The organism is Allofrancisella inopinata (assembly GCF_012222965.1).
GTDB lineage: Bacteria > Pseudomonadota > Gammaproteobacteria > Francisellales > Francisellaceae > Francisella > Francisella inopinata.
In genome coordinates, this window is sequence record NZ_CP038241.1 from 133,781 (window position 1) to 148,745 (window position 14,965).

Sequence of the window (14,965 nt, forward strand, 5' to 3'; positions counted from 1 at the left end):
ATAAGTAAACTTAAATTTTTAGAATAAATTTTAAAAATAGGAGCAAGAAATGATAAAAAGATATGATGTAGCAGAAATCTCAAAAATTTGGGCAGATGAAAATAAATACGCTAAGATGCTTGAGGTTGAGTTGGCTATATTAGAAGCTTTAGAAGATAAAATGGTACCAAAAGGTACAGCTGCTGAAATTAGAGCTAAAGCAGCAATTAGACCAGAAAGAGTTGATGAGATTGAGAAGGTAACAAAGCATGATATTATTGCTTTTTGTACTTCTATAGCTGAGCAGTTTACAGCTGAAACAGGCAAGTTTTTTCACTTTGGTGTTACATCATCAGATATTATTGATTCAGCCCTTAGTTTGCAAATTCGTGAATCTCTGGAGTACGTTGTTAAGGATCTAGAGGCACTTTGTGATTCATTACTTGCAAAAGCTCAAGAGACAAAAGGTATCATTACGATGGGTAGAAGTCATGGTATGTTTGCGGAACCCATGAGTTTTGGTCAAAAGTTTTTAGGTGCTTACGTTGAATTTAAACGCAGATTAAAAGATCTTAAAGAGTTCCAGAAAGATGGACTTACAGTGCAGTTTTCAGGTGCAGTTGGTAATTATTGTATTTTAACTACAGAAGATGAGAAAAAAGCAGCTGAAATATTAGGCTTGCCTGTTGAGGAGGTTTCTACTCAGGTTATTCCTAGAGACAGAATTGCTAAGTTAATTTCAATTCATGGTCTTATAGCTTCTGCTATTGAGAGACTCGCGGTTGAGATTAGACACTTGCATAGAAGTGATGTTTTTGAAGTTTATGAAGGTTTCTCAAAAGGGCAAAAAGGTTCTTCTACTATGCCGCATAAGAAAAATCCAATTTCTACAGAAAACTTAACAGGTATGGCTAGAATGCTTAGATCACATGTATCTATTGCTTTAGAAAACTGCGTGCTATGGCATGAAAGAGACATTTCACACTCTTCGGCAGAGCGTTTTTACCTGCCGGATAATTTTGGGATTATGGTTTATGCATTGCGTAGAATGAAAAATACTATAGATAACCTTGTAGTACAAGAGGATATTATTGAAGATAGGGTAAGAAGCACAAGCGCATATTTATCAAGCTTTTATCTCCACTTTTTGGTTGCAAACACTCCATTTATGCGTGAAGATTGCTACAAGATCGTGCAGCAAGTAGCGTTTGATCTAAAATCAGGTGAATCTTTCTCTATAAAGTTACAAAAAGTTATGCAAGATGAGCATAACATCACTCTTGCTATACCAGAAATGGATTTTGAAGGTATCAAAAAAACATATCTAAAAGAAATAGATCATGTGTTTGAAAGATCTATAAAAGCATAATCTAGAATCAACCTTTATTTGAATAAGTTTTATAAAGTGGACTTTAAAATAATCTAGATTATACTAAGTTAGTATAAGTGTTTATAATATTTTTTAGCTATTATCGTGCTATATAGACAAATAAAACATGTGTTGAATATACCAAGGCAAACGGTATATATACTGATTATATATAGTTTATTGTTAGGGTTTCTTTCTCTTGCAGTTCCTATATCTGTACAAACTTTAGTAAATTTGGTTGGCGTTAGTTTGTCTGTTAGACCTGTAATTTCATTGATAACAATTTTATTTATCTTACTTACAGCATCTTTTTTTGTAAGAATTTTTCAGTTAAAGCTAGTAGAAGATCTTCAGAGAAAGGTATTTGTAAATACTTTATTTCGTATAGTATCATGCATTTATAAAGTTGATTTTAATGATTTGACAAAAATAAATGTAAGGGAGAAACTAAATAGAATATTCGAGCTAAAGTTTTTACAAAAATCGATAGCAGTTATTTTTATAATTTTATTGGATATTTTCCTTCAAACACTATTTTGTGTAATTATCTTAGCGTTTTATCACCCGATGTTTTTGGTTTTTGATATTTTGCTTGTGTTATGTATAGTTTTAGCCATATTTTTACCAATGAAAGCTGGTTATGAGGCTGGACTTGCTGAGTCTACAGCAGTTTATGATATTGTAGAATGGTTTGAAGAAAAAACAGCTGAATTTTTATCCTTTAGGCAAAGATCTATCAATTGTGCTGTTCAAAAAGTAGACACAAAACTATGTGATTATTTGGATTCTAGATCAAAGTTTTTTGGCGTGATACTTAGACAACATATATACATAGGATTGACGTACATATTTATTAATATTTTACTTTTGGGTATAGGGAGCTATCTCATTATAAATGGACAACTATCTATTGGTCAGCTTATAGCAGCTGAGTTATTGGTTAATATTATGCTTTTGGGGCTCCTTAAGTTTAGTCAGTATCTTTATGATTGTTATGGATTTTTAGTTGGTATTAGAAAGGTCTTAGATCTGTTAGAAATAGCTAAAAAAGAGGAGATACCAAAAGAACATCAAGTAGCAGTTTTAGCAGCTAAGATTACAGATGTTGAAATTAAATTAAATGATCATAACTATTTTTTAGATTTTAAAAGTAATGTTATTAATACCTTGTCGTTACCTACAGTAAAGGTGCAGACTCTTTTAAATAGTTTTTTTAATGATACAGCTAAAGAGGTTATCAAAATAGATAAAATCTGTATTAGAAACTATACAAAGGAGCAATTGAGTGAATTTTTGCATATCGCCAGTGGTGTTGAAGTTGTTTCTGGGACAGTTTTAGACAATTTATGTGAGTCTGGTTATTCCCAAGCTAAATTAGGGTATTTAAGTGAGTTATTGGAAATCTTTGACATAAGTTTTCTTGAGCAGTATTTTGAGCAAAAAATTGATTCTCAAATTATAAAATATAATTTAGAGTTTGATAGTTTAGTGCTTTTGAAAATGAATATTATAAGAGCGATTTTAAAACAGCCAAAGCTTTTGATATTGATTGATTCATACGGTTTAACTAATAGGTGTAAAGATAAAACGCTAGTGCAGATTCTTGAAAACCTTATGATTCCTACGCTAATCATATCTATAGAGTAAAAGGTGTTCTTTATGCAATTAGAATCAAGCAAAATGCTCAAAAAAGACCCTAGCTTAAAGAGAGTAGTGTTTTTAGTCTTAATATGTATTTTTGGAATAGTTACTTTTTTAGCTATGATACCTTGGCAACAAACAGTTGATGGCTATGGTGAGGTAACAACACGTTCGCCATCTGATAGACAACAAAATATTTCAGCACCAATCGGTGGTAGACTGGGAAAATGGTATGTAGTTGAAGGAGACTTTGTCAAAAAAGGAGATCCTATCGTAGAAGTTCTGGATTTGGACCCGGAAGTGGTATCTAGACTCGAAGAAGAAAAAGAGGCTATAGAGTTAGGTATCAAATCAATTAAGCTTGCTATTGAAAATACTAAAAAAAATATTAAAAGACATGAATATTTAGTTGAAAAGGGCGCCAGTACACAGAGGATATATGAGCAAGCCCAGATGGAGATGGTTAATTATACTAAAGATCTTGCTAATGCTAATGTTGATCTGGCAAAAATCAAGGTTCAAATTGCTAGGCAAAAAAGCCGCCTTGTTGTGGCACCGGCAGATGGGGTAATTGTTGACCGTATGCATGGGCTTGGAGGGGTTATAGTCAAAGAAACTGATACTTTAGCAACTATTGTTCCGAATAGTACTTCAAGGATCGTTCAGCTATGGGTAAATAGCATGGACATACCGCTTATTAGTATTGGTGATAAAGTGATGCTCCAGTTTGAAGGATGGCCAGCTATACAGTTTAGTGGCTGGCCTCAGGTTGCTATAGGAACTTTTGAAGGAGAAGTTATCTTTATATCTCCCCAAGACAACTTTCACGGTCAATTTAAAGTTTTTATAAAACAAAGTGGAAAACGAGACTGGCCATCGCCAAATGTTTTACGTTTGGGCACAAAGGTTCATGGTTGGGTTTTACTAGGAGATGTTAGTCTTGGTTATGAACTATGGCGTAGATATAATGGTTTTCCTATAAATCTTAACAGTAGTGAGTTATATATTAATATGTACGAGGAGCAAGAGACTAAAAAATATAAGGAGATAACTAGTTACACTTAGGTTAATTTGTAGGTTTAGACTGATTTTAAGCTAATGATCTTTTTTTATACTTTATAGTACACTATAATTTTACAAGTAATTTATTTTATTAAAAACTTATAGGATGCTTTGTATGGATAAAAACATGGTCAAGCATATAGCTAAGCTATCTAATTTCGAGTTAAATGAGCAACAGCTAGAGCATTACACAAAAGATCTTACAAATATCTGTGAGATTTTAGATACGGTTAAAGATTTTGACGCTAAGGGAGTTGAACCAATGGTGTCACCTATAGAGAAGAACTTTAAATTCCGTCAAGATGTTCCACAAGACCAAGATAATAGAGCAAGTTTTGAGAAATTCGCTTGCGAAGTTGTAGATGATTATTTTATGGTGCCACAAGTTGTTAAGTAGGATAAATAATGTCATACATTAAAAAGTTAAGAAAAAGATTAGATAATAAAGAAGTAAGCGCAATAGATTTAGCTAAAAGTTATTTAGAAAAGATAAAGGTTTTTGATAGAGATATAAATTCTGTTATAACATTATGTGAGACCGAAGCTTTAAAAGAGGCTCAAAACGCAGATGGTGCAATATCTAGAGGTGAGCAAAAACTACTTACGGGTATTCCTATATTGCACAAGGACCTTTTTTGTACTAAGGGTATTAAAACTACAGCAGCTTCAAAGATGTTAAGTAACTTTATATCTCCTTATGATTCTACAGTTACTAAAAAATGTAAAGACCAAGGGATGGTAACTTTAGGCAAACTTAATATGGATGAGTTTGCTATGGGTTCAGCAAACGAGTATAGTTATTATGGTAATGTAAGTAATCCTTGGGATTTAGATCGAGTTCCTGGCGGCTCATCAGGTGGTTCAGCGGCAGCTGTTGCTGCAGGATTTGCTCCTGTTAGTACTGGTTCTGATACGGGGGGGTCTGTCAGGCAACCTGCAAGTTTTTGTGGGCTAACAGCTATGAAACCTACTTACGGAAGTACTTCAAGGTTTGGCATGGTAGCTTTTTCATCTTCTTTTGATCAAGCTGGTATATTTGGTCATTATGCTGAAGACGTTGCTATTATGTTAGATACTATTTCTGGAGATTGTGAGTTTGACTCTACGTGTGTGGGTGTTCCAGAAAACCATTTTACTAAAGATTTAGAGAAAGATATTGCTGGTAAGATAATAGGAGTCGATGAAAGTCTATTGGAAAATCTTCCCGGCGAATTTCAGTCTGCTATACAAAGCTCTATAGATAATTTTAGAAAAATGGGTGTTGAAATTAGGTCAATTAAAGTACCGAGTTTAAAAGAGGCCTTATCAACGTATTATATTATTACCCCAGCAGAAGCTGCGGCGAACTTAGCTAGATATGATGGGGTAAGATACGGCTATCGTAATGACAAAGCTAGAGATTTGGAAGAATTATATAAGCTATCAAGAACAGAAGGTTTTGGTCAAGAGGTAAAGCGTAGGATTATGATAGGTAATTATGTGTTGGCTTCTAGTCAATATGATTCTTATTATAACAAGGCTCAGCAATTACGTAGAATAATGACAAATCAGATGAATGAAATATTTTCTAAAGTTGATGCTATCTTTATGCCAACATCACCATCAGAAGCTTTCAAAAAAGGCGAAAAGTTAGACCCTGTATCAGCTTATTTGTCAGATATTTATACTATTCCAGCAAATATTTCTGGTTTACCAGCTATTTCATTTCCTATAGGTTTTGTTAATAAGTTACCAATAGGTGGTCAGCTTATAGGGAGAGCTTTTAATGATGGTGTGTTAACACAGTTAGTAACACAGTATCAAAAGCAAACTGGTATTGATGACTTTATTTTAGAACAAGCGAGGGTTTAATTGTGAATTGGGAAATGGTAATAGGACTAGAAGTCCATATTCAATTAAATACTAAATCTAAGCTATTTTCATCGTCTGCAACGAAATATGGGCAGCATCAAAATTCACAAGCTTCATTTTTAGATTTAGGATTGCCAGGAACTTTACCTGTGGTTAATAAAGAAGCTATTCGTAAAGCGATAATTTTTGGTTTAGCAGTTGATGCAAAGATTTCAAAAGATAGCTTTTTTGCGCGTAAAAATTATTTTTATCCAGACCTTCCTAAAGGCTATCAGATTAGTCAATCCACTAATCCTATAGTACAAGATGGCAAACTTGATATTCAAACGTCAAAAGGTGACAAAGTTATCCGTATAGAAAGAGCTCATATTGAAGAGGATGCCGGTAAATCTATACATGGTTATGTAGCTGGTGAAACAGGGTTAGACTATAACCGTGCAGGCACACCTCTTTTAGAAATAGTAACGTATCCAGATTTTAGGTCAGCTGAAGAGGTTGTAGTATATCTAAAAAAATTACATCAATTGGTTAAGCATTTGAATATCTGTGATGGTAATATGCAGGAAGGATCATTTAGATGCGATGTTAACCTTTCTATTAGACCACAAGGTCAAGCAAAATTTGGTACTCGAGCAGAGTTAAAAAACATAAACTCCTTTAGGTTTATTGATAAAGCTATTGAGTATGAATATGCTCGTCAAGTAGCAGTGTTGGAGTCAGGTAGAGAAGTTATTCAAGAAACTAGACTTTATGATGCTGATGCTAATGAAACTCGTTCTATGCGTGCAAAAGAAGATGCTTTTGATTATCGTTATTTTCCGGATCCTGATTTATTACCACTAAAGATAACAGATGAGTATATCGAAGAAATAAAAAGTCAGATGCCTTTAAAACCTGAGCAGCGTGAAGAGTTGTACCGTAAGCATTTAGGGGACCAAGAGGTCGAGTTTTTACTTTCTAATTTGGAGCTGGCGGACTACTATGATAAGCTTATCCAAAAGTTTGATTATAAGCTTGCATATAACTGGTTGACAGTTGATTTGATATCTATATTAAATAAACTGGAAAAAGAGTTTAATGCAGAGGTTTTGCCTGCTGGTGTTTTAGGTCAAATTATAGAATCTGTACAGAAAGATATTATTTCTCAAAAGTCTGCTAAGCAGGTAATGTCTAGTTACGTTGAGAGCCCTAGGAGTATAAATGAGATAATAGCAGAGCTTGGATTAAAACAAGTTTCTGATGAGGGGGCAATCCGTGAATTGGTGCGGGAGATAATCAAAGCAAATCCAGAGCAGGCTGATGATTTTAAAGCTGGTAAAACTAAACTTATGAGTTTTTTTGTCGGTCAGGCTATGAAAGCTAGTAAAGGCAAAGCAAACCCTAAGCAAGTTAATCAAATCGTTCAAGAAGAATTAAATAAATAGGTGAAATCTGGGTTCTGTCGCAAACTGGTAGTTGTGTAAATTTATAGTATAATTTTATCACAAATATTTCCTCAATTTTTAGATGTTAGATTTTACAGGCAGACATTTTGGAAAACTATTAATACTGCAAGCCATCCGTTGGTATTTATCTTATCCGTTGAGCTATAGGCATGTAGAAGAATTAATGAAAGAACGAAGAGTAAATGTAGATCATAGCACCATCAACCGCTGGGTTACTAGATATGCAAAAGAGCTTGAAGCTTGCTTCAGTAAAGCGTTTCGTAAATATGGGAGTTACATTAGTTGGAAAATGGATGAAACATACATCAAATATAAGGGTCAATGGGTATACTTATATAGAGCATTAGATAAGAATGGCGATACTCTAGAGTTTATGTTGTCTGCTAAAAGAGATGAGAAAGCAGCTCGCAAGTTCTTCAAGAAAACCATTGGTAAACATGGCTTACCAGAGAAAGTGAATATAGATAAATCTGGAGCTAATGAAGCTGCATTACTAACTATCAATATCTTCCTATTTTTGTTCGGTATTTGGTATACTCATGGTATAGAAATTAGACAAAATAAGTATTTAAACAATCTCATAGAGCAAGATCATAGAAATATAAAAAGATTAACTCGACCCATGTTAGGGTTTAAGTCATGGGACTCTATGGAATCTACTATAGCTGGATATGAGTTAGTAAATATGATCAAAAAAGGTCAGCAGATTAATGCTGGTAGCTTTGGGATCAATTTTATGCAATAGCAGGATAATTGTATCTAGAGAATAATGATTCTAGAAAAATTGTAACTAATCTACCAGTTTGCGACAGAACCCATTTCTCTGCGGTGGACTTAAACTACGATCATCCATTCCTCTTTGCTGCATTTGTTGCTGAGGCATTATAAACCTACCATCTCGTGTAGTAACAAATCCTTTCTGTTGCTGCTGTTGAGGGGTAATAGCATTTCTAGGCGGTGGACTTAAGCTACGATTAGTTTCATTATAAAAACCTCTTTGCGTATTAACAAATCCTTTCTGTTGCTGCTGTTGAGGGGTAATAGCATTTCTAGGCGGTGGACTTAAGCTACGATTAGTTTCATTATAAAAACCTCTTTGCGTATTAATAAATCCTTTCTGTTGCTGCTGTTGAGGGGTAATAGCATTTCTAGGCGGTGGACTTAAGCTACGATCCTTTTGATACATTTGTTGCTGTTGTTTTATTTCATCCTCTGAGCTAAATGGATTTTCAAAATCTTCAAGATTTTTCATATTAGTGGAGCTCCTACTAATATCTTCTACTATAAAGGGGATTTCTCTAAAATCGATGAGCTCCTCACCTTTAGAGTTTTGGCTCTTCATCTTATTCTTCATAAAAACATTAGCCATATCACCTATATTATTAACAAAGTTTTTAAGTTGTTCTATTATTTGAGGCTTGTTTTCATTTTGTATTTGAACTCTTTTAATATTTTTGTTAAATGTGGCTAAAGAAACCCTATTGACATTATAGCTTTCATGGATACGCTTAATATTATTAGCATTGCCTTGACTATCGTGCAGTTGTAATGCTTGGGTAATAGAATATCCTTCATTATTTTGGATTTTCCATACAGCTTCATTGTATTGACCAAACAAACCAAACACATCACATCCTTTGAGGCCGCGACAGAAACTTAGTTCTACTCTACGTGGCAAATTATACTTAGATATAAACATTAGAACATCAGATAGTTTAGGCATTTCAACCCATAATATACTTCTGTTCTCTTTAAAGATGTGGACGACACCCAAACCTAAAGCATATTGTACTTGTGTGAAGGCAATAGAATACCGTCTTTCTTGTTCATCTTTTTTCAAGTCAGATGAAATCCACGGGGATAGAGAAGCATTCATAATTTTATCATCAAACGTTGCTGTTCCAGTTACGAACTTTTGGAGGTTTTTTTGAACCTTATCACCACTATAAGTAATTTTCTTATTTTCACGCAGACTATTAAGTTCAAGCTCTTTATTACACCCCATATACATGACGCAGGAGTTTTTTCCTTCACTATCACGAGACCATTTACCGAAAACCCGTTCTTTCAGGCGTTCGTAACTATCTGGAGCATTTAAAATACTACCATATGGTTGGCTAAAGAATATATCCCATGACCCTGGAGGTGGTGAGAAAGGATCTACATGACCTCCTGGTAAATAATCTCCTGCTTGGGTACCGTGAGCACTTATGGTAATTCCTTTTAATCCAGAGAAGTCAATTAATCGTTTAATATTAAATTCTCTTTCCCATTTAAATATGAATTCAATAGTGTTGTATTTAAATATTCCAACATCTACTGTTTTACCGTCAATATTCCCTTCATATCGTCTTACTTGACGTGTTTCTTTACCTCCCTGTCTTACACAAGAGTATTGTGTACATCTTAAATTTCCAATGGTATCTATACAAGCACCACCTGCACTAGTTAAAACCAACATAACATCTCTCTCCTATTAATAATTAGTAAATAATCTTTTCTGTATTATAATTATAATTTTAAACTTACTATTATTCATTATTAGTAATTAATATCGGTTGTTAAAATTCCTTTGATATTATTTAATAATGATTATCATTATTGTATAATGGTTGGATATTTTTTTAAAAAAGGGTTTCTGTGAAACAGGTAGGATTTATTGGTTGGCGTGGTATGGTAGGCTCAACTCTTGTAAGAAGAATGTTAGAAGAAGGTGATTTTAATTGTATAAAGTCTGTATTTTTTAGCACTAGTTTATATGGTCAAAAAGCCCCAGAGATTAATAACCTTGCTAAAACTATAGAGGATGCTTATGATCTAGTTAAACTCTTAGATATGGATATTATTGTAACTTGCCAAGGCAGTGAGTATACCCAAAAAATATTGCATAAATTAAATCAAAAAGGTTGGCAAGGTTTTTGGTTGGATGCAGCTTCTGAGAAACGTATGGATGAGGATAGTACAATAGTTTTGGATCCTGTAAATTCAGAAGTTATTTATGAGTCTCTAGAACAAGGGATAAAAAATTTTATCGGCGGAAATTGCACTGTAAGTTTAATGATGTTAGGAATTCATGGATTAATTAAATCTAATTTGATTAGGTCTATATCAAGTATGAGTTATCAAGCTGTATCAGGATCTGGAGCGAAAGCTATTAATGAGTTGATCCAGCAAAGTAACTTGATAATTAAAAGTATTAAAGATCAAAAAGAATTATCTTTTTATGAAACTATTAACCAAAAAGGGTTTCCTTGTTCAGAATATTTAGCTCCTATAGCATTTAACTTAATTCCTTTTATTGATTCAAGACTGGCTAATGGTCAAAGTAGAGAAGAATGGAAGGCTCAAGCCGAATTAAATAAGGTTCTCAATAGAGATAAACCACCTATATTGGTAGATGGCATTTGTGTACGAGTACCAGTTTTTAGAGCGCATAGTCAGGCTCTTACAATTGAGCTGGAAAGGGAATGTTCTATAGAAGCTTTAGAAGATATTATTTCATCTGCTAATCCTTGGGTTAAGCTAATAGAAAATACACCACAAGCAACAGCTGAATATTTAACACCTCTAGCTGTAACCAATAGCTTAGATATAGCCGTAGGAAGACTCAAAAAGACAAACTTATCAGATAAGCATATACAGCTTTTTACTGTTGGAGATCAGCTACTATGGGGTGCTGCAGAACCACTTAGAAGAGCGTTAAAAATTATTTTAAATGCTATGTAAGGTTTTTTCATTATTTAGTTTCTTTAAAAAGAAATAAGCTATTAAAAAACCTGGGATAGAAATAGCTCCACCTAACGTGAAAAGCATGCTATAACCTATATTTGCAGCTAAAAAGCCACTTACAGACATCCCTAATATATATATCAGAAGTTCAAAACAAATTAAGATCGTAAAGTCTGTTCCAGCTTGGTTTTTTGAACTAAACTTCATAAATATAGTATATAGAACTATCATCTCCATAAGGCGTGAAGCCATATTCAGTAAGACTATACTAAATATTATTGTAGAGTTGCCGATTCCACTAAAGCTAATAAAACCAAGAGAAAAATAGCAAAAACCGCGTATTATAGCTAATAAAGTTAATAATGCTGTTTCCTTATAAAAATTAAATAGATAGCTAATTATAGCAGCACCAAAGATTCCTATAATAGCGCTACCAGTTCCCATTACCATACCTATTGTGCTCAAAGGAATATGAGAATCTACCAAAAAAGCTGATTGCATACCCATTACCAGTCCTTCACAGGCTCTGTAGCTTAGGCAAATTATTAGAAGAGTTCTCGTTTCTTGCCTTTTAAAAAAAGATTTTATAGATGGTATACTATGTTGATATTGGATATTTTCATTTTTCTCTTTGATAGAGAGCATATATAAGCAAATGCCTACGCTTAAGGTAGCTAGACACAAGGTTATCTTATGCCAATCAAGTATATTATATAGAGCAATTAAAGCAGCACCTCCTACCGTACTACCTAAGGTTGTGCCAATTACTCTATAGAAATTACTCCATTGTAAGTTTTTAGCTTTAGTTTGTTCAATTGCAAATCCATCAACAGCAATATCTTGAGTTGCTGCAATAGTCGACAGTACAAAAGCAAATAAAAAAATGTAGTTTGTATAAACTTTAGGATTATAAATGAAAAATATTAGAAATAGTAATATAGTAAAAAATTGCATTGTTAAAAACCAACTTTTTCTTCTACCTATTTTATGTATGTATTTTCTATCTACAAATGGAGCCCATAAAAACTTTATAACCCATGGTAATAATAAGATACTGAAAAGCCCAATTTTTTCTAAAGAAACTCCTTCAGACCTTAAAATGGTAGGTAACCCAAAAGTACAAAAATATAAAGAAACAGCTTGAGCTAGGTATAATACTATAAGATCAAAACTTTGTTTTTTCATATTAAGTTACCCTCTTCAAGTATTTGATAAGCTTTTTCTTTTGCAGAAGAGATATCTTTGACTGCTATACAATTAAAAGGCATGCCTTTATCCATAGCGGGAGTATTGATCTTTTTTATCATAATAGGGTCTTGAGTAACTCTAATCATACCAAGGCACCATTTGGCAAGCTCTGGTTTTGCTTGTTTAAACCATTTTGCTTGCTTTATTCTAGCTTTATGTTCAAACTGATAGTTTTCAGAGAAAGTGCTGATTATCAAGAACTTTTGTTGCCTTTTAAGAATTTCACTACAATTATCAAGCCAATCAAGAGCATCATTATAAGTTGGGTAGCTACCAAAATGCATATTTATAATGGGCCATGTTGCTGTATCACATTCAATCATAATTCTTTCCCAACATTAAAAGAGTCTTTTGAGCAAGTAAATAAATAAGCTTGTTTTTCTGGTAGGTTTATTTGGCCTTGGTTCTTATAGCCTATTTTAGGTGCTATTTTCTGAAATGGTATAACTCTAACATCAGGTTCAAAAACCACCTTATCAGCGCCTAATTCAGAAAAGCAATATTTACTAAGAGCTTCAACAAGTAGCTTTGAATATCCTCTGCCAATAGCATCTTCAGGGCCTATTAAAAGATGCCAACCATAGTCATTATCATTAGCAGGAAAATACCCAGCAATACGATCTTTTTTAGCATTATAAATTTCTGCATATGCAATCTCTCTACCATCTATTGACAAGATAAATAGATTTTGATTAGCGTTTGATAACATGTTACAAAAATGTTTCTTTAGGTGTTCTTTAGGCTTATCAAGGTTCCAGAATTTTGCCACATGTGGTTTATTCATCCATTTATGAATAGTGTCTAAGTCTTTCTCAAGGCAAAAATGTCTAAATGATATTTTGTTGTGCTGGAACTCTTGAGTATTTATTTCTTTAAAACGTTTACCTAGGTAAAGAGGATTTTCAAGTTGACCTGTCGAAATAACTTTAGGTCTAGAAGAATAATCACCATATCCAACCTCAAATATCCTTAATCTGTTTAAGCAAAGTTTTTCAAAGCTTTTTTTATATAAATTAAAACGTTTAAAACGAGATTCTAAATCTGGGTTAATAGTTTGGTAGCGCTCAACGCATTCATGTAGTTTTTGGTAGAAATATAATTCTGGAAAATTAAGCTTATCAGCAAGTATTGTTGATATGTATCTGTAATGAACTACAAAGAGACCAGTATGAATAAATTGCAGTAAATAGTCATCATCTACTTGAGGGATAGCATCTTTTACTTCTTGTGGTAATGTGGCTAATTCTTCAACTGGATTTTTACATATATTGATATCGTCAACAAAATCTTTCATAGCTAGGCCAACAGGAAGATTATTTTCAATAATCAATATACTATTCTCACCATGTGGTGAAAACACCATGCCATATTTATATAAAAAATGAAGCAAAGCAGGGACAGTATTTTCAAAAAACATCTCTAACCATTGACTTACATTAAGAGAAGACTCTTTTATCATTTCACATAGTACATTTTTACTATCAGAGTCAACGTGGGTTAAAGCTGCCATAGTTAAAGCTTTTTCATTATTTTTAAGCCTAGAGTGAATGCTTTCTCGCCATATTGCTCCTAGTTGCTCAGTAAAGTAGTAAGGAGATTCTGATATATCTGAGTAATAAGGATGCTTGCAGTATGCACTTGCTAATTCCCCTAATAAAATAAAGTTACACGTAGATAGAAATTTATCTTCTTTGGCTATCGTTTTAACCCATTCTGTAAGCATCGGAGCATTGATGGTTTGGTTTTTAGGTAATCCTCTATAAACAGCTGTATTTAGTATACTAAGAGGAAGCTTGATACTGTATTTTTCTGGGTGAGATATGTTTGAAAGAGTCCTTATAGATTGCATAGCTAAATGTTGATCTTTAGATTTACCCATAAATATGATTTCACCATCAGCTATGTATTTGGTAAATTGTTGTTTTAGGACATTTTCCCATTGCCATGGATGAACTGGTAAAATAAAGTAATCATCAGGATTTTTATTATTTGTCATAATAGTTTTATTAAAACTTTCTAAAATATCGGGGTGTATCTCTTTTTGCGTTATTTTTGAATAGCTTAGATTTGAGATACATGAGAAAGTTATTAGATCTTTATTTACCGCAATCCACGATAAATTTATTATTTTTTGCATCTCTGGAGCATAATTGGCATGATCAGAAGAATTAAAACCAATGCGACCTTTGTTAATAACAAACCAAGGATGTCCTGTCATATTACCTTCTATATAAGCATAAGGGAGCTTATAAATCTCACTAGCAGAGACCTTATCTTTTTGTAAGATAGCAATATCTGCATATATAGTATTATTTAATTCTTTTATAAAATGAGCAGTTGTTACAGGATTGATTTTAGTTATAGGTAAAGTATCTATAATAAACCTTATAGCATCATCAGCAACTTCTGAATAGTCATTTTCGTGTCTTATGGTAGAGTCTTGGTGAACGATCAAATTACCATAAATTCTTTTAGTAGCTTTAAATTTATAATATAAAGCCGATGTTATTTTTATGGTATAGATTTCTTGATCAGCATCGTTTTGAACTGGAGCAAAAATTCCTTCATAACTAAATTCAGAAATTATTTTTTCTAGAAGTCGTGTGCTTGCTAATTTATAGTAATTTATTTTAGTATTCAT

12 protein-coding genes are annotated in these 14,965 nt (G+C 33.1%); 8 read left to right on the forward strand and 4 right to left on the reverse strand.

Translation table 11 applies throughout. The features are described 5' to 3' along the window. Positions 1-49: 49 nt before the first annotated feature. The 7 genes from purB (at position 50) to E4K63_RS00630 (ending at position 8,092) form a co-directional block, all read left to right on the forward strand. Positions 50-1,348, forward strand: coding sequence for an adenylosuccinate lyase (purB, locus tag E4K63_RS00600; protein ID WP_133942247.1), 1,299 nt, complete (start codon positions 50-52; stop codon positions 1,346-1,348). Positions 1,349-1,453: 105 nt separating this feature from the next. Then, complete coding sequence (locus E4K63_RS00605) at positions 1,454-2,995, forward strand: ATP-binding cassette domain-containing protein (RefSeq protein WP_133942248.1); 1,542 nt, start codon at positions 1,454-1,456, stop codon at positions 2,993-2,995. A 12-nt stretch (positions 2,996-3,007) separates the two neighbouring features. Then, positions 3,008-4,054, forward strand: a complete 1,047-nt coding sequence (locus tag E4K63_RS00610) for an HlyD family secretion protein (RefSeq protein ID WP_133942249.1) — start codon at positions 3,008-3,010, stop codon at positions 4,052-4,054. 112 nt (positions 4,055-4,166) lie between these two features. After that, entirely contained in the window at positions 4,167-4,448 is a 282-nt protein-coding gene (gene gatC, locus E4K63_RS00615) for an Asp-tRNA(Asn)/Glu-tRNA(Gln) amidotransferase subunit GatC (protein WP_133942250.1), read from the forward strand. Positions 4,449-4,456: 8 nt separating this feature from the next. Further along, complete coding sequence (gene gatA, locus E4K63_RS00620) at positions 4,457-5,902, forward strand: Asp-tRNA(Asn)/Glu-tRNA(Gln) amidotransferase subunit GatA (RefSeq protein ID WP_133942251.1); 1,446 nt, start codon at positions 4,457-4,459, stop codon at positions 5,900-5,902. A gap of 2 nt (positions 5,903-5,904) precedes the next feature. Continuing rightward, on the forward strand, positions 5,905-7,326 hold the full coding sequence (gatB, locus tag E4K63_RS00625) for an Asp-tRNA(Asn)/Glu-tRNA(Gln) amidotransferase subunit GatB (RefSeq protein WP_133942252.1): 1,422 nt from the start codon (positions 5,905-5,907) through the stop codon (positions 7,324-7,326). A gap of 82 nt (positions 7,327-7,408) precedes the next feature. Further along, positions 7,409-8,092 (forward strand): IS6 family transposase, encoded by a 684-nt coding sequence (locus E4K63_RS00630; RefSeq protein ID WP_133942253.1) that lies wholly within the window; start codon positions 7,409-7,411, stop codon positions 8,090-8,092. 45 nt (positions 8,093-8,137) lie between these two features. Here E4K63_RS00630 and E4K63_RS00635 read toward each other — a convergent pair whose 3' ends face one another. Further along, positions 8,138-9,808 (reverse strand): hypothetical protein, encoded by a 1,671-nt coding sequence (locus E4K63_RS00635; RefSeq protein WP_179965677.1) that lies wholly within the window; start codon positions 9,806-9,808, stop codon positions 8,138-8,140. Positions 9,809-9,987: 179 nt separating this feature from the next. Here E4K63_RS00635 and asd point away from each other — a divergent pair, with 179 nt between their 5' ends. Continuing rightward, positions 9,988-11,073: an aspartate-semialdehyde dehydrogenase gene (gene asd, locus E4K63_RS00640; RefSeq protein WP_133942255.1), complete on the forward strand. Its 1,086-nt coding sequence runs from the start codon at positions 9,988-9,990 to the stop codon at positions 11,071-11,073. Here the strand turns inward: asd and E4K63_RS00645 are convergent. The 3 genes from E4K63_RS00645 to E4K63_RS00655 are packed head-to-tail and all read right to left on the reverse strand — an operon-like array spanning position 11,059 to position 14,965. Continuing rightward, positions 11,059-12,261, reverse strand: coding sequence for an MFS transporter (locus E4K63_RS00645; RefSeq protein WP_133942256.1), 1,203 nt, complete (start codon positions 12,259-12,261; stop codon positions 11,059-11,061). The two genes, asd and E4K63_RS00645, sit on opposite strands and share 15 nt — an antisense overlap. Further along, positions 12,258-12,647, reverse strand: coding sequence for a hypothetical protein (locus E4K63_RS00650; RefSeq protein ID WP_133942257.1), 390 nt, complete (start codon positions 12,645-12,647; stop codon positions 12,258-12,260). The genes E4K63_RS00645 and E4K63_RS00650 overlap by 4 nt, the downstream gene beginning before the upstream one ends. Beyond that, a complete protein-coding gene (locus E4K63_RS00655; RefSeq protein ID WP_133942258.1) occupies positions 12,644-14,965 on the reverse strand; it encodes a GNAT family N-acetyltransferase in 2,322 nt (773 codons plus the stop codon). Before E4K63_RS00655 ends, E4K63_RS00650 begins: the two co-directional genes overlap by 4 nt.